General features: G+C 70.9%; 23 protein-coding genes and 1 tRNA gene. 12 read left to right on the forward strand and 12 right to left on the reverse strand.

Annotated features, from left to right (window positions below):
* Positions 1-4 precede the first annotated feature (4 nt).
* Complete coding sequence (locus tag BHU06_RS01775; protein ID WP_070397418.1) at positions 5-286, reverse strand: DUF2282 domain-containing protein; 282 nt, start codon at positions 284-286, stop codon at positions 5-7.
* 141 nt (positions 287-427) lie between these two features.
* Between BHU06_RS01775 and BHU06_RS01780 the strand changes: the two genes are divergently transcribed.
* The 3 genes from BHU06_RS01780 (at position 428) to BHU06_RS01790 (ending at position 1,787) form a co-directional block, all read left to right on the forward strand.
* On the forward strand, positions 428-1,000 hold the full coding sequence (locus BHU06_RS01780) for a sigma-70 family RNA polymerase sigma factor (protein WP_070397419.1): 573 nt from the start codon (positions 428-430) through the stop codon (positions 998-1,000).
* Positions 997-1,209 carry a zf-HC2 domain-containing protein gene (locus BHU06_RS01785; protein WP_070397420.1) on the forward strand — a complete coding sequence of 71 codons (213 nt, stop codon included), beginning with the start codon at positions 997-999 and terminating at the stop codon, positions 1,207-1,209. The genes BHU06_RS01780 and BHU06_RS01785 overlap by 4 nt, the downstream gene beginning before the upstream one ends.
* A 182-nt stretch (positions 1,210-1,391) precedes the next feature.
* Entirely contained in the window at positions 1,392-1,787 is a 396-nt protein-coding gene (locus tag BHU06_RS01790; RefSeq protein WP_070397421.1) for a hypothetical protein, read from the forward strand.
* Between the two features lie 15 nt (positions 1,788-1,802).
* Here the strand turns inward: BHU06_RS01790 and ftsY are convergent, their stop codons facing one another.
* Entirely contained in the window at positions 1,803-2,864 is a 1,062-nt protein-coding gene (gene ftsY, locus BHU06_RS01795) for a signal recognition particle-docking protein FtsY (protein ID WP_070397422.1), read from the reverse strand.
* A 29-nt stretch (positions 2,865-2,893) separates the two neighbouring features.
* Here ftsY and BHU06_RS01800 point away from each other — a divergent pair, with 29 nt between their 5' ends.
* The 5 genes from BHU06_RS01800 (at position 2,894) to BHU06_RS01820 (ending at position 7,125) form a co-directional block, all read left to right on the forward strand.
* Entirely contained in the window at positions 2,894-4,270 is a 1,377-nt protein-coding gene (locus BHU06_RS01800) for a pitrilysin family protein (RefSeq protein ID WP_070397423.1), read from the forward strand.
* Positions 4,267-5,601, forward strand: a complete 1,335-nt coding sequence (locus BHU06_RS01805; protein ID WP_070397424.1) for a pitrilysin family protein — start codon at positions 4,267-4,269, stop codon at positions 5,599-5,601. Before BHU06_RS01800 ends, BHU06_RS01805 begins: the two co-directional genes overlap by 4 nt.
* Before the next feature lie 117 nt (positions 5,602-5,718).
* Complete coding sequence (rsmD, locus tag BHU06_RS01810) at positions 5,719-6,300, forward strand: 16S rRNA (guanine(966)-N(2))-methyltransferase RsmD (protein WP_070397425.1); 582 nt, start codon at positions 5,719-5,721, stop codon at positions 6,298-6,300.
* A 20-nt stretch (positions 6,301-6,320) separates the two neighbouring features.
* Positions 6,321-6,821 carry a pantetheine-phosphate adenylyltransferase gene (gene coaD, locus BHU06_RS01815; protein ID WP_070397426.1) on the forward strand — a complete coding sequence of 167 codons (501 nt, stop codon included), beginning with the start codon at positions 6,321-6,323 and terminating at the stop codon, positions 6,819-6,821.
* Positions 6,822-6,834: 13 nt separating this feature from the next.
* Entirely contained in the window at positions 6,835-7,125 is a 291-nt protein-coding gene (locus tag BHU06_RS01820; protein ID WP_070397427.1) for a YfhL family 4Fe-4S dicluster ferredoxin, read from the forward strand.
* Here BHU06_RS01820 and pth read toward each other — a convergent pair.
* The 7 genes from pth to BHU06_RS01855 all read right to left on the reverse strand — a co-directional run bounded on the left by pth (position 7,083) and on the right by BHU06_RS01855 (position 12,935).
* Positions 7,083-7,733, reverse strand: coding sequence for an aminoacyl-tRNA hydrolase (gene pth, locus BHU06_RS01825; RefSeq protein ID WP_070397428.1), 651 nt, complete (start codon positions 7,731-7,733; stop codon positions 7,083-7,085). The genes BHU06_RS01820 and pth overlap by 43 nt on opposite strands.
* A gap of 147 nt (positions 7,734-7,880) precedes the next feature.
* A complete protein-coding gene (locus BHU06_RS01830) occupies positions 7,881-8,510 on the reverse strand; it encodes a 50S ribosomal protein L25/general stress protein Ctc (RefSeq protein WP_070397429.1) in 630 nt (209 codons plus the stop codon).
* 87 nt (positions 8,511-8,597) lie between these two features.
* On the reverse strand, positions 8,598-9,572 hold the full coding sequence (locus tag BHU06_RS01835; RefSeq protein WP_070397430.1) for a ribose-phosphate pyrophosphokinase: 975 nt from the start codon (positions 9,570-9,572) through the stop codon (positions 8,598-8,600).
* A gap of 94 nt (positions 9,573-9,666) precedes the next feature.
* Positions 9,667-9,743 (reverse strand) — tRNA-Gln (locus BHU06_RS01840).
* A gap of 83 nt (positions 9,744-9,826) precedes the next feature.
* The gene (gene ispE, locus BHU06_RS01845; protein WP_070397431.1) at positions 9,827-10,684 is read right to left on the reverse strand and encodes a 4-(cytidine 5'-diphospho)-2-C-methyl-D-erythritol kinase; all 858 of its coding nucleotides are present in this window, start codon (positions 10,682-10,684) and stop codon (positions 9,827-9,829) included.
* A complete protein-coding gene (locus BHU06_RS01850) occupies positions 10,681-11,142 on the reverse strand; it encodes a lipoprotein insertase outer membrane protein LolB (protein WP_070397759.1) in 462 nt (153 codons plus the stop codon). Before BHU06_RS01850 ends, ispE begins: the two co-directional genes overlap by 4 nt.
* Before the next feature lie 32 nt (positions 11,143-11,174).
* On the reverse strand, positions 11,175-12,935 hold the full coding sequence (locus BHU06_RS01855; protein WP_070397432.1) for a tetratricopeptide repeat protein: 1,761 nt from the start codon (positions 12,933-12,935) through the stop codon (positions 11,175-11,177).
* A 103-nt stretch (positions 12,936-13,038) separates the two neighbouring features.
* On the opposite strand from BHU06_RS01855, the gene mutM reads away from it, so the two are divergent.
* The 3 genes from mutM (at position 13,039) to mutY (ending at position 17,055) form a co-directional block, all read left to right on the forward strand.
* Positions 13,039-13,854: a bifunctional DNA-formamidopyrimidine glycosylase/DNA-(apurinic or apyrimidinic site) lyase gene (mutM, locus tag BHU06_RS01860; protein ID WP_070397433.1), complete on the forward strand. Its 816-nt coding sequence runs from the start codon at positions 13,039-13,041 to the stop codon at positions 13,852-13,854.
* Positions 13,855-13,928: 74 nt separating this feature from the next.
* On the forward strand, positions 13,929-15,872 hold the full coding sequence (locus BHU06_RS01865) for a dynamin family protein (protein ID WP_070397434.1): 1,944 nt from the start codon (positions 13,929-13,931) through the stop codon (positions 15,870-15,872).
* Between the two features lie 58 nt (positions 15,873-15,930).
* The gene (gene mutY, locus BHU06_RS01870; RefSeq protein ID WP_083292815.1) at positions 15,931-17,055 is read left to right on the forward strand and encodes an A/G-specific adenine glycosylase; all 1,125 of its coding nucleotides are present in this window, start codon (positions 15,931-15,933) and stop codon (positions 17,053-17,055) included.
* Here mutY and rapZ read toward each other — a convergent pair.
* From rapZ to BHU06_RS01885, 3 genes are read right to left on the reverse strand one after another with little or no spacing between them, the layout of a single operon-like run.
* Entirely contained in the window at positions 17,037-17,921 is an 885-nt protein-coding gene (gene rapZ / locus BHU06_RS01875) for an RNase adapter RapZ (RefSeq protein WP_070397435.1), read from the reverse strand. The two genes, mutY and rapZ, sit on opposite strands and share 19 nt — an antisense overlap.
* Positions 17,921-19,564 (reverse strand): DNA repair protein RecN, encoded by a 1,644-nt coding sequence (recN, locus tag BHU06_RS01880; RefSeq protein ID WP_070397436.1) that lies wholly within the window; start codon positions 19,562-19,564, stop codon positions 17,921-17,923. Before recN ends, rapZ begins: the two co-directional genes overlap by 1 nt.
* Positions 19,565-19,591: 27 nt before the next feature.
* The gene (locus BHU06_RS01885) at positions 19,592-20,509 is read right to left on the reverse strand and encodes an NAD kinase (protein WP_070397437.1); all 918 of its coding nucleotides are present in this window, start codon (positions 20,507-20,509) and stop codon (positions 19,592-19,594) included.
* Positions 20,510-20,598: 89 nt separating this feature from the next.
* On the opposite strand from BHU06_RS01885, the gene hrcA reads away from it, so the two are divergent.
* Positions 20,599-21,618: a heat-inducible transcriptional repressor HrcA gene (gene hrcA / locus BHU06_RS01890; RefSeq protein WP_070397438.1), complete on the forward strand. Its 1,020-nt coding sequence runs from the start codon at positions 20,599-20,601 to the stop codon at positions 21,616-21,618.
* Positions 21,619-21,644: the final 26 nt, after the last annotated feature.

The raw sequence follows: 21,644 nt of genomic DNA on the forward strand, positions 1-21,644 counted from the left end.
GCGGTCAGCCCTTCATCGAAGCCTTCTTGGCCTCGTCGGCCGACAGGCCGCCCATCTGTTTGCAGGTGCCTGCGGGCACGTACTTCCAGTCGCCCTTGTCCATGTCCATCTTGGCCTGGCCCGCGCAGGAGTGCGTGCCCGCGAGATTGGCGCAGTCGTTCTGCCCGGCCTTGGCGATGCCGTAGCACTTCTCCTTGCCGCTGTTCTGCGCCAGCGCGGGGGTGGAGAGCAAGGCCAGCGACATCAGGGAGCCGGCGGCGGCGGCGAGGAATTGGCGTTGGTTCATGGGAGGGACTCCTCAGACCCAGTGCCCACCGCGCGATGGCTCGGTGCAGGCGATCTGGTGGGTGTGTGTCGCGGCGGCGCGTGGGTTCTTACACCGCCTGTCGTGGCGCACCGCCGCCGCCTTCACCTACACTGCCGCGCCATGCCTTCTCCAACGTTCGAACAGGAAGTGGCCGCGTCGCGCGGCTACCTCATGAAGTTCGCGCGCCTGCAGCTGCGCAACGAGACCTGGGCCGAGGACGCGGTGTCCGAAACCGTGCTCGCGGCCATCGCCAAGCCGCAGGCCTTCGAGCGCCGCGCGCAGCTGCGGACCTGGCTCGTGGGCATCCTCAAGCACAAGATCGTCGACGCGCTGCGCCACCAGGGGCGCGAGGTGGCGCTGGGGCAGGGCGAGGACGATCGGGCCGATCCGCTGGATCACTTGCCTTTCGACGCCGGCGGGCACTTTGCCGAGCGCCCGGCGGATTGGGGCAATCCCGAACAGGACCTGGGCAGCCGCCAGTTCCTGAGCGTGCTGGAGGCCTGCACCGAGAAACTTCCCGCCGCGCAAGGGCGCCTGTTCCTGATGCGCGAGTGGCTGGAGATGAGCAGCGAGGAGATCTGTAAGGCGCTGTCGCTCACGCCGACCAACCTGTACGTCCAGTTGCACCGGGCCCGCCTGCGCCTGCGCGAGTGCCTCGAACTCAACTGGTTTGCCCGCCGAGACGCCGCATGAAGCCCCTCTACCCATTGCGCCGCACCTGCAAGGAAGCCGTCGCGCTCATGATCGCGCGCGAGGACCGCGAGCTGCCGCGCCTGGAGCGCTGGGCCCTGCGGCTGCACCTGGTCGTGTGCAAGGCCTGCCCCAGTTTCGAGCGGCAGCTGCTGACCATGCGCCAGGCCATGGGCGCCTGGCGCCACTACAGCGACGACGAGTCCCGCTGAGCCGAGCCTGCGCGCTCGCGCGTGGAGCCATCAACCGTTCGCCTCTCGGGCAAAGCCCCCAACGCCTCCAGGTGCGCAGCAAGCTTGCGCTGCGACAAACACGCCCGCCCTCTTGTGCACGACAGTGTCTTCGCATGGGATCGACCCATGAGCGCTTCAACAACCACTGAAGAGGATGCGTGATGAAGAAACTTTCGATGGCGGCGATGTTGGCCGCGGCCTTGCTGGGCGTGGGTGCTCAGGCCCAGGACCAGACACGAGACCAGATACGAGACCAGACGCAGGACCAGACGCGCGAGCTCTTGCGCGATCAGAACATCTACGGCTACCAGCTGATGACGCCCGCCGAGCGGGAGCAGTACCGCGCCCGTATGCGCGCCGCGCAAACCAATGAGGAGCGGGAACGCATTCGCGCGGAGAACCATGAGCGCATGGAAGCGCGGGCCCGCGAGAAAGGCGTCAACTTGCCCGATGTGCCGCCGCCCGGCCGCGGTCCCGGATTGGGCCCTGGCTCCGGCTCCGGCCCGGGCAGCGGAGGCGCTGGCCCCGGTGGCAGTGGATCCGGTCGCGGCCGTTGAGGCAGGCCGGCGGGCTTAGCTGAGCAGGGCCTGCGCGTACTCGCGCGCGTCGAAGGTTTCCAGGTCCTCGAGTTTTTCGCCCACGCCGATGAAGTACACCGGCACCGGCCGCTCGCGCGCGATGGCGCAGAGCACGCCGCCCTTGGCCGTGCCGTCCAGCTTGGTGATGACCAGGCCGGTGAGCTGCAGCGCCTCGTCGAAGGCCTTGACCTGCGCGAGCGCGTTCTGGCCGGTGTTGCCGTCGATGACCAGCAGCACCTCATGGGGCCCCGTGGGATCGGCCTTGTTCACCACGCGCTTGATCTTGCGCAGCTCCTCCATCAGGTGAAGCTGCGTGGGCAGGCGGCCGGCGGTGTCGACCAGCACCACGTCCTTGCCGCGCGCCCGGCCGGCGCTCACCGCGTCGAAGCACACGGCGGCCGGGTCGCCGCCTTCCTGGGTGACGATGTCGACCGTGTTGCGGTCGGCCCAGACCGCCAGCTGTTCGCGCGCCGCGGCGCGGAAGGTGTCGGCGGCGGCCAGCAGCACGCTCGCGCCTTCGTCGGCCAGGTGGCGCGTGAGCTTGCCGATGGAGGTGGTCTTGCCCGCGCCGTTCACGCCCGCGACCATGATCACGGTGGGCTTGTGCTCGCCGATGACCAGGGGTTTCTGCAAGGGCTTGAGCAGGTCGGCGATGGCCTCGGCCAGCAAGGCCTTCACGGCGGCGGGCTCGGTGGCCTTGGCCTCTTTCACGCGGCGGCGCAGGTCGTTCAGCAGGTGCTGCGTGGCCGACACGCCGCTGTCGGCCATGAGCAGGGCGGCCTCGAGCTCGTCGTACAGGTCCTCGTCGATGCGCGTGCCCGTGAACACGGTGGCGATGCCGCTGCCGGTGCGCCGCAGGCCGGACTTGAGGCGGTCGAGCCAGCCCTGGCGCGGGGCCGCGGGCGCGTCCACCGGGGCGGGCAGGGGCGCGGGGACGGGCGCCGGCACCGCCACGGGCGTCGGCGCCGATGGGTGGGCGGGACCGTCCGCGGGGGGCTGGGCGGCCGGCGCTTCAGGCGGGGGCGCGGGATTTTTTTTGCGAAAGAACGAGAACATTTCAGAATCTCTGGAATCCTTGGGATTCTATGAAACGCCTCCCGACGCTCCTGGGGCTGGTGCTGGCCGCGTCCATCGCGCGCGCGGCGCCCCCCTCCAACGCCGCCCCGGCGGTCCAGCAATTCACCCTCGCCAACGGTATGTCGCTGATCGTGCGGCCCGACCACCGCGCGCCCACGGCCGTGCACATGCTGTGGGTGCGCGTGGGCGCCATGGACGAGGTCGACGGCACCTCGGGCGTGGCGCACGCGCTCGAGCACATGATGTTCAAGGGCAGTGCCACGCTCAAGCCGGGCGAGTTCTCCGAGCGCGTGGCCGCGCTGGGCGGCCAGCAGAACGCCTTCACCAACCGCGACGCCACGGCCTACCACGAGCAGGTGCCGGCCGACCGGCTGGAGGCGGTGATGGCGCTCAATGCCGACCGCTTCGCCAGCAACCAGTGGCCCGACATCGAGTTCACGCGCGAGATCGAGGTGGTCAAGGAAGAGCGGCGCCAGCGCACCGAAGAGTCGCCGCGCGCGCGCCTGTTCGAGGCCTTCAATGCGATGGTCTGGCAGGCCAGTCCCTACCGCCGGCCCATCATCGGCTGGATGAGCGACATCGACGCCATGACACCGCAGGACGTGCGCGACTTCCACCAGCGCTGGTACGTGCCGGCCAACGCGGCCGTGGTGGTGGCCGGCGACGTGGACCCGCAGCGCGTGCGCGAGATCGCCGAGCGAACCTACGGGCGCATCCCGGCGCGCGCCGTGCCCGCGCGCAAGCCGCGCACGGAACCGGCCCAGCAGGGCCCGCGCCGGCTGGAGTACCGGGCCGTGGCCGACCAGGCCCTGGTGGTGCTGGCCTGGCACGCGCCGCGCTACAGCGGCAAGGACGACGCGGCCAGCCGCGACGCGCTGGCGCTGGCGGTGCTGTCGGGCGTGCTCGACGGCTACAGCGGTGCGCGCCTGGAGCGCGCGCTGGTGCAGGGGCAAGGCACGGGCGGGCAGCGCATCGCCGACAGCGCCAGCTCGGGTTACGGCCTGATGGGGCGCGGACCGCAGGTGTTCACGGCCTCGGCCGTGCCGGCGCGCGGCGTCACGCCCGAGGCCACCATGGCCGCGCTCAAGGCCGAGATTCAGCGGATCGCGCGCGAAGGCGTGAGCGAGGAGGAGCTGCAGCGCGTGAAGACGCAGTGGACCGCGTCCGAGGTCTACAAGCTGGACTCGGTCTTCAGCCAGGCGCAAGAGCAAGGCAGCTACTGGGTCAACGGCCTGCCCACCGACGCGGGCGAACGCCTGATGGCGGGCCTGCGGGCCGTGACGGCCGAGCAGGTGCGCGCGGTGGCGGGCCGCTACTTCACGGACCGCACGCTCAACACCGGCGTGCTGGTGCCCGAGGCCCGGGCGGCGGAGGGCCGGCCATGAAAACGATGCGAGCCATTCGCCAAACGCTGGCCGCGCTGGGCCTGGCGCTGGGCCTGGGAGCGGCCTGGGCGGCCATCCCCATCGAGCATTGGGTGCACGCGAGCGGCACCCGGGTCTACTTGGTCAACAGCCCCTCGATCCCGATGGTCGACGTGCAGATGGACTTCGACGGCGGCAGCCGGCGAGAGCCGGCGGACCGCGCGGGCCTCGCCAATGCCACGGCCGGCCTGCTGACGGGGGGCGTGGCCGCCTACGAGGGGCAGCCCGCGCGCGACGAAAACGCGCTGGCGGCGGCCTGGGTGGACCTGGGCGCGCAGTTCGACGCGAGCGCGGGCAGCGACCGCTTCTCGGTGCAGCTGCGCAGCCTGACCGACCCGGCGATCCTGCCGCGCGCCGTGGCCCTGGCGGCCCAGCAACTGGCGCGGCCCACCTGGCCCGAGGCGGTGTGGCAGCGTGACCGCGAGCGCTCGGTGGCGGCGCTGCGCGAGGCGCTGAACCGACCCTCCACCGTGGCCGGCCAGGCCTTCGGGCGCGCGGTGTACGGCGACCACCCCTATGGCCGCTTCGCCACGCCCGAGACCCTGGCCGCCATCGCCGTGGACGACATGCGCGGCTTCTACCGCCGCCACGTCACGGCCTGCCGCGCGCAGGTGGTCATGGTGGGCGCGGTGGACCGCGCGGGCGCCGAGCGCATCGTCGACGCGCTGGTGCGCGCCATCGCGCCGAACGGCTGCGCCGAGCTGCCGCCGGTGGCCGAGGTGAAGCCCCTGGCCGCGTCCACGGAACAGCGCCTGCCCATGGCCGCCGCGCAGGCGCAGGTGCTCATGGGCCAGCCCGGCATCAAGCGCGACGACCCGGACTTCTTTCCCCTGCTCGTGGGCAACCACATCCTGGGTGGCAGCGGCTTCACCTCGCGCCTGACGCAGGAGGTGCGCGAGAAGCGCGGCCTGACCTATGGCGTGTACAGCTACTTTTCGCCCGGCCGCCACGCGGGGGCCTTCCAGATCGGCCTCAGCACCCGGCCCGATCAGGCCGACGAGGCCGTGCGCGTGGTGCGCGAAACCCTGGCGCGCTACGTGAGCGACGGCCCCAGCGAGGCCGAGCTCCAGGCCGCCAAGGACTACCTCATCAACGGCTTCGCGCTGCGCTTCGACAGCAACCGCAAGCTGCTCGACAACGTGGTCAACATCGCCTGGAACGGCCTGCCGCTGGACTACCTCGACACCTGGACGCAGCGCGTGCGCGCGCTGAGCGTGGACGAGGTGCGCCGCGCCATGCAGCGGGTGGTGAAGCCCGATCGCCTGGCCACGGTCGTCGTCGGGGCGAAATAGGCACCATCCCCGCCGCGCTTCGCGCGACGCCCTCAAGGGGGCGACACCAGCCGCCCGGCGAAGCCGGCCCGACAGTGTCCCCGCCTGGGGGCTGGCGCACCCAGTAAGCTCGCGGGCATGAAACGGAACTCGGGCGCGCCGCCGCAGGAAGTCCGCCTGCTCGGCGGGCAATGGAAACGCAGCAAGCTGCCCGTGGCCGATCGGCCCGGGCTGCGGCCCACGCCCTCGCGCGTGCGCGAGACCCTGTTCAACTGGCTGGGCCAGGACCTGAGCGGCTGGCGCGGCCTGGACGCCTTCGCGGGCACGGGCGCGCTGGGGTTCGAGGCCGCCTCGCGCGGGGCGCGCGAGCTGCTGATGGTGGAGCAAGAGCCCGCGCTGGTGGTGCAGCTGCAGGCCGTGCGCGCGCGCCTGAAGGCCGAGGCCGTGCGCGTGCAGCGCGGCGACGGCCTGGCGGCCCTGCGCGCGGCGGCGGGGCAGGGCCTGGACGTGGTCTTCCTCGACCCCCCTTTCGAGGCCAGCGGCCTGTTCGAGCCCGCGCTGCGCGCCGCGCGCGAGGCCGTGTCGGCCGAGGGATTCGTCTACCTGGAGGCCCCGCGCCCCTGGACCGAGGCCGAATTGGCGCCTCTGGGCCTGGCCCTGCACCGGCACGGCCGCGCGGGCGCCGTGGCCTTTCACCTGCTGCGCCCGGTCGCGCCCTGAGCCCACGGGATAATCCCCCCATGCCCGAGACCACCGCCCGCATCGCCGTCTACAGCGGCACCTTCGACCCCATCACCCTCGGCCACGAGGACGTGGTGCGCCGCGCCGCCGGCCTGTTCGACGAGGTGATCGTGGCCGTGGCCGTGGCCCACCACAAGAAGACCCAGTTCGGCGTGAACGAGCGCCTGGCGATGGTGGCGCAGGCCGCGCAGCGCCTGCCGGGCCGCGTGCGCGCGCTGCCCTTCGACGGGCTGATCATGGACTTCTGCCGCGAGCATGGCGCCCAGGCCGTGGTGCGCGGTATCCGCAACCTCACCGACTTCGACTACGAAGCGCAGATGGCGGCCATGAACCGCAAGCTGCACCCGGGCGTGGAGACGGTCTTCCTGCTGCCGCAGGCCGACCTGCAGTGCATCAGCAGCACCCTGGTGCGCGAGATATCCAAGCTCGGCGGCGACGTGTCGACCATGGTGCATCCCTCGGTGGCCGCGCGGCTCGTGCCGCCGCCGCTGCAGGCCTGAGGGGAGGACCGCCATGGCGCTGATGATCACCGACGAGTGCATCAACTGCGACGTCTGCGAGCCCGAGTGCCCGAACCAGGCGATCTCCATGGGCGAGGAGTTCTACGTGATCGAGCCCTCGCGCTGCACCGAGTGCGTGGGCCACTTCGAGGAGCCGCAGTGCGTGCAGGTCTGCCCTGTGTCCTGCATCCCGGTCAACCCGGCGCACGTGGAGTCCAAGGAGACGCTGTGGCAGAAGTACCAGCGCCTGCAGAAGGCCGGTCAGGGCTTGTCGTCGGCCTCGGGTGAGGCACCACCGGCCTGAGGCGGCGCGGCGGGCCGCGGCGGCTTCGGCCGGGGCGGCTTGCTGGTGTGGATCAGGGCGGTGGCCTTGTCCATTTCGCCCGCGATGAGTTGGGGCAGGGCCTTGAGGCAGCGGTCCAGCGCCTGCGCGATGGCGATGCGGTCGTCGGGCGAGGGCTTCTTGAGCACCCAGTTCGCCACCTCGTTCTTGTTGCCCGGGTGGCCGATGCCGATGCGCAGGCGCCAGTAGTCGGCGCTGCCCAGCTGCGCGTGGATATCGCGCAGGCCGTTGTGGCCCGCGTGGCCGCCGCCCTTCTTGAGCTTGGCCTCGCCGGGGGGCAGGTCCAGCTCGTCGTGCACCACCAGCACCTCCTCGGGCGCGATCTTGTAGAAGCGCGCCAGCGAGCCCACCGATTTGCCCGAGAGGTTCATGAAGGTCTGCGGCTCGACCAGCCAGACCGTCTGGCCGCCCACGTTGGCGCGCGCCACCAGGCCGAAGTGCGAGCGCTCCATCTGCAGCGAGACCTTGAGCAGGCGCGCGGCCTCGTCCACCCACCAGAAGCCGGCGTTGTGCCGCGTCTGTTCGTACTCGGGGCCCGGGTTGCCCAGGCCGGCGATGAGCTTGATCATGGGGCGCGATTGTCCCAAAAGAAAAGGCCCGCGCGGGGCGGGCCTTGGGGGGAGGGGAAGTGGGTTCCGGCGCCGGGCCGCCCCAAGCCGGGACGCGCCCCCAGGAGGAGCGGCGACCCGTGCAGCGGCGCAGCGTGGGGAACCTGTTTACTTCTTGCCCTTGCCCTTCTTCTTGTCGTCGGCGGGAGCGGCGGCCACCGGTGCGGCCACCACTTCTTCCACCGGCTCCACCACCGTGGCGACGGTGATGTCCTTGCGGCCGTGGGTGACGATCTTCACGCCCTTGGGCAGCTTGATGTCGCCGGCGTGCACGGTGGCACCCTTGGTGACCTGGCTCAGGTCCACGGTGATGTGCTCGGGCAGCTGGGTGGCCAGGCACTCGATCTCGATGTCGTTGATCACGTGGTTGACCAGGCACTTGTCGAGCTTGACGGCCGGCGACTCTTCGGCACCGGTGAAGTGCAGCGGCACCTTCTTGCGCAGGCGGGTCTTGTCGTCCACGCGCTGGAAGTCGACGTGCAGCACCTGCGGCTTGAACGGGTGGTATTGCACATCGCGCAGCAGGACCTTCTCGACCTTGCCGTTGAGCTCCATGTCGAGGATGGAGGCGTGGAAAGCTTCCTTCTTGAGGGCGTGCCACAGCGCGTTGTGATCGAGTTCGATCGAGACGGGGGCGGTGGTGCCACCAAAAACGATACCGGGCGCGCGACCGGTGATGCGCAGGCGGCGGCTCGCACCCGTGCCCTGCTTGGCGCGCTCGAAAGCGACGAATTGCATGACTGACTCCAGTTGAGGGGTTCCGCGACCAGAACGCCTCGGGTTGACGAAGGCCGCCTGGTGGCGGCCGGGGCTATCGTCCGTCGATCAGAACAGGTTGTCCTGGTCGGCGAACAGACTCATGACCGACTCGCCCGAGGCAATGCGCGCGATCGACTCGGCGATCAGCGGCGCCACGGAGAGCTGGCGGATCTTGCCGCAGGCCTGGGCGGACTGCGACAGGGGAATGGTGTTGGTGACGACCACCTCGTCGAGCGCGCTGCCCTTGGCGATGCGCTCGATGGCGGGGCCCGAGAAGATGGGGTGCGTGCAGTAGGCGTAGACCTTCTTGGCGCCGCGCTCCTTGAGCACCTCGGCCGCCTTCACCAGCGTGCCGGCGGTGTCGATCATGTCGTCCATGATCACGCAGTTGCGGCCTTCGATGTCGCCGATCACGTGCATCACCTCGGACACGTTGGCCTTGGGGCGGCGCTTGTCGATGATGGCCATGTCGCAGTTGAGCTGCTTGGCCAGCGCGCGCGCGCGCACCACGCCGCCCACGTCGGGCGAGACCACCAGCAGGTCTTCGTAGTTCTTGGTGCGCAGGTCGCCCAGCAGCACGGGCGAGGCGTAGATGTTGTCGACCGGGATGTCGAAGAAGCCCTGGATCTGGTCGGCGTGCAGGTCCATGGTCAGCACGCGCTGAACGCCCACGGTCTGCAGCATGTTGGCCACGACCTTGGCGCTGATGGGCACGCGGCTGGAGCGCGGGCGGCGGTCCTGGCGGGCGTAGCCGTAGTAGGGGATGACGGCGGAGATGCGCTCGGCCGAGGCGCGCTTGAGCGCGTCGACCATGATAAGCAGCTCCATCAGGTTCTCGTTCGTGGGCGCGCAGGTGGACTGCACCACGAACACATGGCGGGCGCGCACGTTCTGGGTGATCTCGACGGTGACCTCGCCGTCGGAGAAGCGGCCCACGGTGGCCGCGCCGAGCTGCGTGCCCAGGTGCTGGGCGATCTCGGCCGCCAGCACGGGGTTCGCGTTGCCGGTGAAGATCATGTAATCCGGGGGCTGAACTTGCATGGCATTCCCAGCGGTCTGGCGGCCACCGGCGGGGCCGCGATCAAAAAACAACGGCCATCAACGATGGCCAGTGTGAGTGATGTCAGAAAAACGGTGGCAGGGGAGGAAGGACTCGAACCCTCGCATGCCGGAATCAAAATCCGGTGCCTTTACCAACTTGGCGACTCCCCTACGCTGGAGATCCGTGGCGAAACCACGAACCACCGAATTGTCGCAGGTTGCTCAACCGCTGCGCCGTCTGGTGGGCCGGCCGTTCAGCCGTCGCACCAATCGAGCAATGGATGGGCATCCATGTTGCTGCAAACCCGCACCTGCCAGGACGCTGGCGCCGGACCGAGAACCGGGTTCGCGCCGCACGGTGCGAACACCGCCGTTCCCGAACCGGTCATGCGCCCCGACAGACCTTGGTCTGTCAGCCAGTGAAGGCATTCACCGACCTCGGGGCACAGGGCCCGTGCCACCGGCTCCAGATCGTTGTGGCCGAAGGCCATCAGCGAATCGAGGTTGCCGTTTGCAGCAAAGCCTTGGATTGTAGCAGTTTTCGAATCGCGTTTGAGCGCTGGGTCGGCAAAGATCTGCGGCGTCGACGCTCCCCCTGGGGGTTTGACCAGCACGAGGTGGCCGCGCGGCAGCGCGATGGGCGTCAGGCGCTCGCCGATGCCTTCGACCCAGGCGTGATGTCCGCCGATGAAGAAGGGCACGTCGGCGCCCAGCGCGAGGCCGATGCGCGCGAGCGCCTCGCGCCGCAGGTTCAGGTTCCACAGCCGGTTGAGCGCCAGCAGCGTGCTGGCGGCGTCCGACGAGCCGCCGCCCAGGCCGGCCTGGGCCGGCAGGTGTTTGTCCAGGGTGATGCGCACGCCTTGCGTGCAGCCCGTGGCCTGGCGCAGGGCGCGGGCCGCGCGCACGCACAGGTCGTCCGCGGGCAGTGCGCCGGGCGTGCTGTCCACGCGCTCGATGGCGCCGCTGTCCAGGCGCTCGAAATGCAGGTGGTCGCACCAGTCGATGAGCATGAACACCGACTGCAGCTCGTGGTAGCCGTCCGGGCGGCGGCCCACGATGTGCAGGAACAGGTTGACCTTGGCCGGCGCGGGAACGTCGTACAGGCGCTTCATGGCTGCTCGAACACCAGCCGCAGCTCGGCCGAGGGCTGGGGCTGCTCGCGCCGGGCCACCAGGCGGCCGCTGGCGTGCTGCGAAAGGTCGACGCGCCAGCCGCCGGCCGCGGCGTCGCGGCCGGCCAGCCAGTCGAACATGGCCAGCACGGGCAGTGGGGCGCCGCTGAGTTCGGCGGTGAGCGCGTCCAGGCTGTCGCGGCGGGTGGTGTGATTGCCGCGCTGCAATTCGGCGCCCCGGGCGGACCAGCGCACCGTGGCCAGGGTCTGACCGAGCGCCGATGTGAGCTGCAACTCGCCGGTATCGGCGCTGCCGCGCAGGTCGAACAGGGCCGAGAAGGCTTGGGGCGGCGCGCTGTCCACGCGCAGCGCGAGCCGACCGGTCCAGGCGGTTTCGCCGGGCGCGCGCGGGCGGCGTGGCGTGGCGCAGCCGGCGAGGGCGGCGGCCAGGGCGACCATGGCCGAACGCCGGGTGAAGGCGCAGGCCGGCGTCACGGCTCGACGTTCAGGCGCTTGAGCGTGCTCTTCAGCGTCTCGTTGTCGCCGGCGAGCGCCAGGCCCTCCCGCCAGACGCGGCGGGCGTCGTCGCGCTGCCCCTTCACCCAGAGCACCTCGCCCAGGTGGGCGGCGATCTCGGGGTCGGGGCGCTTGCCATAGGCGTCGCGCAGGATGTTCAGCGCGCGCTCGGTGTTGCCCAGGCGGAACTCGACCCAGCCCAGGCTGTCCTGGATGTAGGCGTCGTTGGGCGCCATGGACACGGCCTTTTCGATGAGCTGCTTGGCCTCAGGCAGGCGCTCGTTGCGGTCGGCCAGGGAGTAGCCCAGCGCGTTGTAGGCGTGGTGGTGGTTCGGATCGATGGCAATGAGCTGGCGCAGCAGGCGCTCCATGTCGGCGGGCTGGCCGGCCTTGTCGCCCATCATGGCCTGCTCGTAGAGCAGCTCGGTGTCCTGCGGGAAGCGCTGCACGGCTTCGCCGTAGACCTGGTAGGCCTCGCGCCAGGCCTTGAACTCGCGCAGCAGCTGGGCTTCGCTGATCAGCTTGAGGCGCGCGTCGTCGGGCCGGCGCTCGGGCTGGTTGCGCAACAGGGCGCGGGCCTCATCGAGCCGGCCCTGGCGGGCCAGAACCGAGGCGCGGCGCATCTGCGCGGCCATGATTTCCTCGGGGTTGTCGATGCGGTCGATCCAGGCGTTGGCGGCGATGTAGTCTTGCTGCTTCTCGGCGATCTCGGCCTTGAGCAGGTAGGCCTGAGTGAGCGCGCGGCGCGTGCGCTCGTCGTTGGCGTCGCGCACCAGCTGCAGGTAGGTGTCGAGCGACACGTTGGCGGCGGGCAGGGCGTTGTCGCGCACCTGGAGCATGCCCAGCAGCAGCCAGGGGTCGGGCTGCTGCGGCGCGCGGGTGGTGAGCCGCTCCAGTTGCACGCGCGCGTCGCGCAGGCGACCCAGGTCCAGCAGCACGCGGGCGTAGGCGGTGGAGATGGTGGTGTTGGCGGGGTCCTTGGCGCGGGCGGCGTCGATGTGCTCGCGCACCACCGGCTCGGCCTCGGCCTGGCCGCGCTCCAGCAGTTCCAGCGCCAGCAGCGCGGGGTAGGGCGAGGTCGGGTCCACCGCGTGCCCGCGCCGCGCGGCGTCGGTGGCGGCGACCGGGCGGTCGAGGTCGAGTTCGAGCCGGCCGATGGTGGACCAGGCCGCGCCCGCGTGGGCCGGCTGGGTCAGGAAGGGGGCCAGGGCCTCGCGCGTGGCGGCCAGCACCTGGGCCTTGTCGCTCACCCGGGCGTACATCTGGGGAATGGCCGCGATGCCGCCGTTGCGGTCGTCGGCCGGCGTCGCCATCAGCACGGCGCGCAGGGGAGCCGCGGTCTCGCTCACCCGGCCCAGGGACAGCAGCGTGAGCAGCGTGAAGCGGCTGGCGTCGGCGTCGCTGGGGATGTCCCGGGCCCAGGCGCGCGCGGCGGCCAGCGCGGCGTCGACCTGGCGCGATTGCAGCGCGACCTCGACGGCCCGGCGGTAGAGCTCGGGGTTCTTCTGCTGCTGGGCCGCCTCGAGAAAGAGGGAGTAGCCCGCGCCGGGGTCGCCGCCGCGCACATTGAGCTCGCCCAGCAGCAGCTGATAGAACAAGGGCGCGTCGAGTGAGGAACTGCTGGCGGCCGGGTTGAGCGGGCTTTGTGCCAGGGCCGCCGGACCGGCCAATGCGCCGGCGCAGGCCAGCACGATCAGCGGGAGGCGAAGACGTCTGTGCAGCGGCGCGGGTTTCATCGGGTCATGATAATTGAAGGGTTTAAGGCCTTTGGTGTCTTGATCCCAATCCCCGGCGGGCGTTCCCCGCGCGCCGTCCCACCCCTTCCTTCGCCGAATCGCCGTGCCCGAATTGCCCGAAGTCGAGGTCACCCGACGCAGCTTTGCCGACCGCATCGCCGGCGCTTCCGTGCGCGCCGCCCGGTTGGGCAAGCCGCTGCGCTGGCCGCTGGGCGTGGCGCCCGAGGCGCTGGTGGGGCAGCGCGTGCGCTCGGTGGGGCGGCGCGGCAAGTACCTGCTGGTGGAGATGGACGCCGGCTGGCTCCTGGTGCACCTGGGCATGTCGGGCAGCCTGCAGTTCGCGCCGGCGCTGCCGCCCCCCGGCCCGCACGACCACTTCGAGCTCGACACCAGCCAGGGCTTGCTGCGGCTGCACGACCCGCGGCGTTTTGGCGCGGTGGTTCACGTGCCTTCGCTGGACCACCCCCGCGCGGTCCAGCTGCTGGGCGGGCTGGGCGTGGAGCCGCTGGAGGCCGGCTTCGACCCCGTGCGCTTCCATCAGGCCTTGCGCCGGCGGCGCGCACCCATCAAGCAGGTGCTGCTGGCGGGGGACATCGTGGTCGGCGTGGGCAACATCTACGCCAGCGAGGCGCTGTTCAGCGCCGGCATCCGGCCGACCACGCGGGCCGATCGCATCAGCGGCCCGCGCGCCGCGCGGCTGCACGCGGCCATCGTCCAGGTGCTGCAGCGCGCCCTGGCCGTGGGCGGGAGCACCCTGCGCGACTTCGTCAGCGCCGATGGCCAGAGCGGCTACTTCCAGCTCGACACCATGGTCTACGACCGCGCCGGCCAGCCCTGCCGCCAGTGCGCGACGGCGATCCGGACCATTCGCCAGGGCCAACGTTCGACCTACTTTTGCCCGCTCTGCCAGGCCCGCTGACCATGCGTCCCCGATGGGCGGCCCTGCCGAGGGGTGGGTGCTATATTGACCGATCGCCCGCAAAGCACTGCCGCATGAGTTTCATTCAAGCCTTTGATCAGCACGGCGCCTGGCGCAAGCAGTTCGCGCTGCGCCTGAAGCTCCTGTCCGAATGGCTGGCCGACCACGACCTGATGGAGCCGGGCATCCGCGAGCGGCTGGACCAGCTGCACGCGCAGATCAAGAACGACAAGATCACGGTCGCCTTCGTGGCCGAGTTTTCGCGCGGCAAGTCCGAGCTCATCAACGCCGTGTTCTTCGCGGGCTACGGCCGGCGCATCATGCCGGCGAGCGCGGGTCGCACCACCATGTGCCCCACCGAGCTGGCCTACGACGCCGACCTGCCCCCCTGTCTGCGCCTGCTGCCCATCGAGACGCGCCTGCAGCCGCAGTCCCTGCTCGACTGGCGCCACGCCCCGGCCAAGTGGGAGCGCGTCGACCTCGACGTGAACGACCCCAAGCAGCTCGCCAAGGCGATCCAGAAGGTGTCCGAGGTGCGGCATGTCCCGGTGGACGAAGCGCGCGCCCTGGGCTTCTGGCACGACGAACTGCCCGAGGACAACCCCTTGCCCGGCCCGGACGGCCTGATCGAGGTGCCGCGCTGGCGCCACGCGCTCATCAACATGGCGCACCCGCTACTCAAACAAGGCCTGGTCATCCTGGACACGCCGGGCCTCAACGCCATTGGCGCGGAACCCGAGCTCACCGTGAGCCTGCTGCCCCAGGCGCACGCGGTGGTGTTCATTCTGGCGGCCGACACGGGCGTGACCAAGTCCGACCTGAGCATCTGGCGCCAGCACCTGGCCACCCTGGGCGACGGACAGGCTTCGCGCCTGGTGGTGCTCAACAAGATCGACACCATGTGGGACGCGCTGAGCTCGCCCGAGCAGGTGCAGCTGCAGATCGCCGCGCAACGCGCCGATTCGGCCGAGATCTTGGGCGTGCCGCAGTCGCAGGTGCTCGCGGTGTCGGCCCAGAAGGGCTTGCTCGCCAAGGTCAACCGCGACGAGGAGCTGCTCAAGGCCAGCCAACTGATCGACCTGGAGCGCGCGCTCGGCGAAGGCCTGCTGGGCCAGCGCCGCCGCATCCTGGGTGCGGCCGTGGCGTCCGGCGTCGAGGCGCTGCGCGGCGAGGCCGGGCGCATGGTGCATTCGCGCCTGCGCGACCTGGTCGAGCAGATCCAGGAGCTGGACGGCCTGCGGGGCAAGAACGCGGGCGTGATCAAGCAGATGCGCCTGCGCATCGAACAGGAGCAGGCCGATTTCGACGCCAGCGGCGCCAAGATCCAGGCGGTGCGCTCGGTGCACCTGCGCCTGCTCAAGGACCTGTTCGCGTTGCTCAGCCCCTCGCACCTGAAGGCCGAGGTCGCCACGCTCGCGAAGCAGCTCAAGAGCCCCGGCATCAAGCTCGGCGTGCGCCGCGCCTACGACGGCACCTTCAACCGCCTGCGCGAAGACCTCGCGCGCGCCGATGAGATGGCCGGCGAGATCCAGTCCATGCTGGAAGGCAGCTTCAAGAACCTCAACGCCGAGTACGGCTTTTCGCTGCAGGCGCCGTCGTCGCCGCAGCTCGCGCTCTACCGCCGAGACCTCGACCTGATCGAGAAAAGCCACCTGCAGTACCTGAGCCTGGGCAACGCGCTGCGCCTGGCGCAGCCCGAGTTCGCCGAGCGCCTGGCGCGCGCGCTGATGAGCCGCCTGCGCGTGGTCTACGAGACCGCGGTCAACGAGGTCGAGCTCTGGAACAAGTCGGCCGCGGCCCAGCTCGACGCGCAGCTGCGCGAGCGCCGCCGCAACTTCACGCGCCGCATCGAGGCGGTCTCGCGCATCCAGCAGGCCGCCAGTGGCCTCGACGAGCGCATCCGCGAGTTGCAGGCGCAGCAGGCGGCGCTCAACCAGCTCGAGGCCAAGTTCGAGGAACTCACCGCGCACCTGCTCGCAGCGCCCGACGAAGAACCCGCCGAAGCCCTGGCGGCATGAGCGCCGCACGGCCGCCCGAAGGCGCTCGCACCGCAGTGCGCAGCACGGAGGTTTCTCAATGAGCGCCGCACGGCCGCCCGAAGGCGCTCGCACCGCAGTGCGCAGCACGCAAGGCAATCCCGTGCAGGCGCTGCCGGCGGACTTCGCGCCGCGCCTCATCCGCTGGCAGGCCCGGGACGGCCGGCACGGCCTGCCCTGGCAGGGCACGCGCGATCCCTACCGCGTCTGGCTGTCCGAGATCATGCTGCAGCAGACGCAGGTGTCGACCGTGCTGGCCTACTACCCGCGTTTCCTCGAACGCTTCCCCGACGTGGCCGCGCTCGCGGCCGCACCCATCGACGAGGTGATGGCCCTGTGGAGCGGCCTGGGCTACTACAGCCGCGCGCGCAACCTGCACCGCTGCGCGCAGGCGGTGGTGGCCGACCACGCGGGCCGCTTCCCCACCACGGCGGCCGGGTTGGAAGCGCTGCCGGGCATCGGCGCGTCCACGGCGGCGGCCATCGCGGCGTTCTGCTTCGGCGAGCGCGTGTCCATCGTGGATGGCAACGTCAAGCGCGTGCTGGCGCGCCTGCTGGCGTTCGACGGCGACGTGGGCCAGGCCGCGAGCCAGCGCGCGCTGTGGGACCTGGCCCAGGGTCTGCTGCCGCCCCAGCCGTCGGCTGAGGACATGCGCGCCTACACCCAGGGCCTGATGGACCTGGGCGCCACGGTGTGCACGCGCACACGCCCGCGCTGCGAGGTTTGCCCGGCGCGCGGGCTCTGCCTGGCCTTCGAGCGCGAGGCCATCGCGCGCTACCCCGTGAAAACGCGCCGTGTGCAGCGGCGCTTCGAGCGCTGGTGGCTGCTGTTCGCCGTGCGCGGTGATGCCGTGTGGCTGCAGCGCCGGCCCGAACGCGGCATCTGGGCCGGCCTGCACTCGCCCCCGGTGTTCGCGGGCGAAGACGACATGCGGGCTGCGGTGCCGGCCGGCTGGCCGTCGCACTGGACCGCCACCGAGCCGGTGGCCCACGCGCTGACCCACCGCGAACTGCAGCTGCTGCCGCATTGGGTGGCGGTGGACGAGGCCCCCGCCGGCTGGGCCGGCGAGTGGGTGAAGCGGTCGGCCTTGGCCGCGGTGGGCCTGCCGGCGCCGGTGCGCAGCCTGCTCGGCGGCGCCTGGGACCCTCAGGTCCTGGACCAGTAGTCGGCCTCGCGGTGGCGCACGCGCGCCACCCAGTCCTGGCCGAAGTGCGCGGCCAGGCGCTCCACCAGGAACACCGAACGGTGCTGACCGCCCGTGCAGCCGATGGCCACCGTGACGTAGCTGCGGTGGTCGCGTTCCATGTGGGGCAGCCAATGCCGCAGGAAGGTGCGGATCTGCTCCTCCATCGCCAGCACGTCGGGGCTGGCTTCAAGGAAACGCGCCACCGGCGCGTCGCGCCCGGTCAGGGGCTTGAGCAGCGGGTCGTAGTGCGGGTTGGGCAGCATGCGCACGTCGAACACGAAGTCGGCGTCCATGGGAATGCCGCGCTTGAATGCGAAGGACTCGAACACCAGCGTCATGGGCGTGCGCGTCGCGCCCACCAACTCCTTCACCTGGCTGCGCAGCTGCGCAGCGCGCGTGAGGCTGGTGTCCAGCACCAGGGCCTGCTCGCGCAACTCGGCCAGCAGCTCGCGCTCGTATTCGATGGCGTCGGTCAGCGCGCGGCGCTGGTCGTCGGTCTCCTGCAGCGACAGCGGGTGCAGGCGGCGCGTTTCGGAGAAGCGGCGCACCAGGGTGTCGGTGGTCGAGTCGAGGAACAGCGTGGTGAGGTGGACGTCGCGCGAGCGCAGCGCGGCCAGGCGGCGCGGCAGGCCGGGCAGCGACTGGGCGCTGCGCACGTCCATGGCGATGGCGACCTTGCGCACCCGGTCGTGGCGGTCCAGGTCGATGAAGGCCTCGAGCAACTCGGGCGGCAGGTTGTCGACGCAGTAGAAGCCCAGGTCTTCGAGGGCGGTGAGCGCGACCGACTTGCCCGAACCGGACATGCCGGTGATGACGACGAGTTCGGTGGGGGAGGGAGTGTTCATCAGGCCGACAAAAGCTCGCGCGCGTGCGCGAGCGAGATTTCAGAGCGTTCGTTGCCGCCGAGCATGCGCGCCAGTTCGCGCACGCGCGCCTCGGCGTCGATGGCCTGCACGCTGCTCAGGGTTTGCTGGCCCTGGCGCTGCTTGGCCACCAGCAGGTGGTGGTCGGCGCAGGCCGCCACCTGGGCCAGGTGGGTCACGGCCAGCACCTGCCTGTCCTGGCCGAGCTGGCGCAGCATCTGGCCGACCGTGTGCGCGACGGCGCCGCCGATGCCGGCGTCCACCTCGTCGAAGATCAGCGTGGGCGCCTGGCCGAGGCGGCTGGTGACGACCGAGATGGCCAGGGCGATGCGCGAGAGTTCGCCGCCCGAGGCGACCTTGGCCACCGGCTTGGGCGTGCTGCCGGCGTGGCCGGCCACGCGGAACTCCACCTGCTCCAGGCCGAACGACTGGGGTTCGGCCAGCGCTTGCAAGGCCACCTCGAACCGGCCGCCCTGCATGCCCAGGGTTTGCATGGCGTCGGTCACGGCGGCGGCCAGGCGCGGCGCGGCCTTCTGGCGCTGGCGGCCCACGGCGCGCGCGGCCTGGTCGAAGGCGGCGCGCGCGCTGGCTTCGCGCCGCTCCAGCGCGTCCAGGTCCAGGGTGTCGGCGAGGCGCTGGAGTTCGTGCTTCCACTGCGCGTGCAGCGTGGGCAGCTCCTCGGGCGTGGTGCGGTAGCGGCGGGCGAGCGAAAGCCAGGCGCCCAGGCGCTCGTCGAGCGCGGCCAGGGCGGAGGGGTCGAGTTCGGCGTGGCGCTGGTGCTGGTGCAGCTCGTGCACCGCGTCCTGCACCTGGGCCAGCGCGCCGTTCAGGGATTCGATGGTCTGGGCGAAGGCGGGCTCCACGTGCGCCTGGGCCTGCAGCGCGGCCACCGCGCGGCTGAGCAGGCGGGTGGCGCTGTCGTCCTGCTCGTCGAGCGCCTGCACGGCGGTTTCGGCGGCGTCGATCAGGGCCTGGGCGTTGGCCAGGCGACCGTGGCGCGTGTTCAGCTCGGCCCATTCGCCGGCCTGCGGGCCGAGCTTGTCGACCTCGGCGATCTGCCAGGCCAGGCGCTCGCTGTCCTGGCGCGCGGCGTCCTGCCGCTCGCGGGCCTCGCGCAGCGTGAGGGCGGCCTGGCGCCAGGCGGTCCAGGCCGCGTTCAAGGCGGTGGCGTCGATGCCAGCATAGGCGTCGAGCAGCTCGCGCACGGCCTCGGCCCGCGTGAGGCTCTGCCAGGCGTGCTGGCCGTGGATGTCGACCAGCGCGTCGGCGGCCACGCGCAGTTGCGCGAGCGTGGCCGGGCTGCCGTTGATCCAGGCGCGGCTGCGGCCGTCGGTGTCGATGGTGCGGCGCAGCAGCAGCCCGCCATCGTCGACGAAGCCTTGCTCATCCAGCCAGGGCTGGAGGGATTCGGGCCGGTCGAATTCGGCGGCGATCTCGCAGCGCGGCGCGCCTTCGCGCACCACGCCGGCCTCGCCGCGCGCGCCCAGCGCCAGCTGCAGCGCGTCGATGAGGATGGACTTGCCGGCGCCGGTTTCGCCCGTGAGCACGCCGAAGCCGCTGGCCAGTTCCAGGTCCAGCGAGGTGACGATGACGAAGTCGCGCAGGACGATGCGTCGAAGGCTCATGGCAGGGAGTGGGTGAATCGGGCCGCGTCAGGCGCCCTCGTTCCAGTGCAGCTTGCGGCGCAGGGTGTCGAAGTAGTTCCAGCCGACCGGGTGCAACAGGCGCAGCGCGTGTTCCGAGCGCTTCACGACGATGCGGTCGCCGTGCAACAGGCTCGTGAACGTCTGCATGTCGAAGTTCGCGCTGGCGTCGCGCCCGTTGACGAGCTCCAGGGCGATCTCGCAATGCGCGGGCAGTACCACGGGGCGGTTGGACAGGGTGTGCGGCGCGATCGGCACCATCACCCAGCCGCCGATGCTCGGGTGCAGCAGCGGCCCGCCGGCCGACAGCGCGTAGGCGGTGGAGCCGGTGGGCGAGGCGATGATCAGGCCGTCGGCGCGCTGGTTGGCCACGAAGCGGCCGTCGACTTCCACGCGCAACTCGATCATGCTGGCCACGGCGCCGCGGTTGACGACCACGTCGTTGAGCGCGGTGGCCTCATAGACGCAATGGCCGTCGCGCCAAACGCTGGCCGCCATCAGGGCGCGCGCCTCTTCTTGGTAGTCGCCGCGCAGGATGGGGCACAGGGCTTCGCGGTAGTCCTCGAAGGCGATGTCGGTGATGAAGCCGAGCCGGCCCTGGTTGATGCCCACCAGCGGCACGCCCTGGCGCGCCATCTGCCGGCCGATGCCCAGCAGGGTGCCGTCGCCCCCGACGACCAGCGCGAGCTGGGCGTGTCGGCCGATGCCGGGCACATCGAGCGAGGGGTAGTCCGTCAGCCCCGTGTTCTGCGCGGTCTGCTGCTCCAGAGAGACCTCGCAGCCCTGGGCGTGCAGGAATTGGGCGATCTCCTCGACCACATGGCGGGCGCCCGGCGCCTGGTACTTGCCCACGATGACCACGTGGACGAAGCGCAAGGGGCGTTTCGCGGCGGGTGTCGTGGCGCGGGGATGCAGCGGGGCATTCATGCGCAAATTACATCACACGGTGTCGTGGGCGAAGTGGGTTGCGCCGCACCGCAGCGCGCGCCGCCGGGGCTTTCCTTAGAATGGTTCGGATGATGGACGATCGCGCTAAGTTGCTGCTCAAGGCGCTGGTGGAGCGCTACATCGCCGACGGGCAACCGGTGGGTTCGCGCACGCTGGCCCGGGCCGCCGGGCTGGAGCTGTCGCCGGCGACCATCCGCAACGTGATGAGCGACCTGGAAGAGCTGGGCCTGATCGCCAGCCCGCACACCTCGGCGGGGCGCATTCCCACGGCGCGCGGTTACCGGCTCTTCGTGGACACCATGCTCACCGTGCGGCGCGAGGAAATGATGCCGCGCGTCACCGAGTTCAGCGCGCCGGGCGCGGAATCGCCGCAGCGCGTCATCAGCCAGGCCGCGCACCTGCTGTCCAGCCTGTCGCAGTTCGTCGGCGTGGTCATGGCGCCGCGCCGGGCCTCGGTGTTCCGGCACATCGAATTCCTCAGCCTGTCCGAGCGTCGCGTGCTGGTGATCATCGTCTCGCCCGACGGCGAGGTGCAGAACCGCATCATCCAGACCCAGGCCAGTTTCACGCAGTCGCAGCTGGTCGAAGCGGCCAATTTCCTCAACACCCACTACGCGGGGCTCACCATCGAGGCCGTGCGCGAGCGCCTCACCACCGAGCTGGACGCGCTGCGCGGCGAGATCGCCGACCTGATGAAGCAGGCCGTGGACATCGGCGCGCAGCCGGCCCAGCAGGACGAGGTGGTGGTCGCCGGCGAGCGCAACCTGCTGTCGGTGAGCGAGTTCAGCAGCGACCTGGGCAACCTGCGCCGCCTGTTCGACCTGTTCGAGCAGAAGACCCAGCTCATGCGCCTGCTCGACGTCTCCACGCAGGCCGACGGCGTGCGCATCTACATCGGCGGTGAAAGCCAGGTGGTGCCGTACGAAGACCTGTCGGTGGTGACGGCGCCCTACGAGGTGGACGGCCAGGTCGTCGGCACCCTGGGCGTGATCGGGCCGCAGCGCATGCCCTACGACCGCATGATCCAGATCGTCGACGTGACGGCCAAGCTGGTGAGCAATGCGCTGAGCCACGCCAAGCAGGGGTAGGTGCGCAGGGGGCGCCCTACAATCCC

Source organism: Hydrogenophaga sp. PML113 (genome assembly GCF_001777155.1).
GTDB classification, from domain to species: Bacteria; Pseudomonadota; Gammaproteobacteria; order Burkholderiales; family Burkholderiaceae_C; genus Hydrogenophaga; species Hydrogenophaga borbori.

Coding starts and splice junctions, on each gene's coding strand:
- BHU06_RS01775 (WP_070397418.1), bottom strand. CDS start 286: ATGAACCAACGCCAATTCCTCGCCGCCGCCGCCGGCTCCCTGATGTCG.
- BHU06_RS01780 (WP_070397419.1), top strand. CDS start 428: ATGCCTTCTCCAACGTTCGAACAGGAAGTGGCCGCGTCGCGCGGCTAC.
- BHU06_RS01785 (WP_070397420.1), top strand. CDS start 997: ATGAAGCCCCTCTACCCATTGCGCCGCACCTGCAAGGAAGCCGTCGCG.
- BHU06_RS01790 (WP_070397421.1), top strand. CDS start 1,392: ATGAAGAAACTTTCGATGGCGGCGATGTTGGCCGCGGCCTTGCTGGGC.
- ftsY (WP_070397422.1), bottom strand. CDS start 2,864: ATGTTCTCGTTCTTTCGCAAAAAAAATCCCGCGCCCCCGCCTGAAGCG.
- BHU06_RS01800 (WP_070397423.1), top strand. CDS start 2,894: ATGAAACGCCTCCCGACGCTCCTGGGGCTGGTGCTGGCCGCGTCCATC.
- BHU06_RS01805 (WP_070397424.1), top strand. CDS start 4,267: ATGAAAACGATGCGAGCCATTCGCCAAACGCTGGCCGCGCTGGGCCTG.
- rsmD (WP_070397425.1), top strand. CDS start 5,719: ATGAAACGGAACTCGGGCGCGCCGCCGCAGGAAGTCCGCCTGCTCGGC.
- coaD (WP_070397426.1), top strand. CDS start 6,321: ATGCCCGAGACCACCGCCCGCATCGCCGTCTACAGCGGCACCTTCGAC.
- BHU06_RS01820 (WP_070397427.1), top strand. CDS start 6,835: ATGGCGCTGATGATCACCGACGAGTGCATCAACTGCGACGTCTGCGAG.
- pth (WP_070397428.1), bottom strand. CDS start 7,733: ATGATCAAGCTCATCGCCGGCCTGGGCAACCCGGGCCCCGAGTACGAA.
- BHU06_RS01830 (WP_070397429.1), bottom strand. CDS start 8,510: ATGCAATTCGTCGCTTTCGAGCGCGCCAAGCAGGGCACGGGTGCGAGC.
- BHU06_RS01835 (WP_070397430.1), bottom strand. CDS start 9,572: ATGCAAGTTCAGCCCCCGGATTACATGATCTTCACCGGCAACGCGAAC.
- ispE (WP_070397431.1), bottom strand. CDS start 10,684: ATGAAGCGCCTGTACGACGTTCCCGCGCCGGCCAAGGTCAACCTGTTC.
- BHU06_RS01850 (WP_070397759.1), bottom strand. CDS start 11,142: ATGGTCGCCCTGGCCGCCGCCCTCGCCGGCTGCGCCACGCCACGCCGC.
- BHU06_RS01855 (WP_070397432.1), bottom strand. CDS start 12,935: ATGAAACCCGCGCCGCTGCACAGACGTCTTCGCCTCCCGCTGATCGTG.
- BHU06_RS01865 (WP_070397434.1), top strand. CDS start 13,929: ATGAGTTTCATTCAAGCCTTTGATCAGCACGGCGCCTGGCGCAAGCAG.
- mutY (WP_083292815.1), top strand. CDS start 15,931: ATGAGCGCCGCACGGCCGCCCGAAGGCGCTCGCACCGCAGTGCGCAGC.
- rapZ (WP_070397435.1), bottom strand. CDS start 17,921: ATGAACACTCCCTCCCCCACCGAACTCGTCGTCATCACCGGCATGTCC.
- recN (WP_070397436.1), bottom strand. CDS start 19,564: ATGAGCCTTCGACGCATCGTCCTGCGCGACTTCGTCATCGTCACCTCG.
- BHU06_RS01885 (WP_070397437.1), bottom strand. CDS start 20,509: ATGAATGCCCCGCTGCATCCCCGCGCCACGACACCCGCCGCGAAACGC.
- hrcA (WP_070397438.1), top strand. CDS start 20,599: ATGATGGACGATCGCGCTAAGTTGCTGCTCAAGGCGCTGGTGGAGCGC.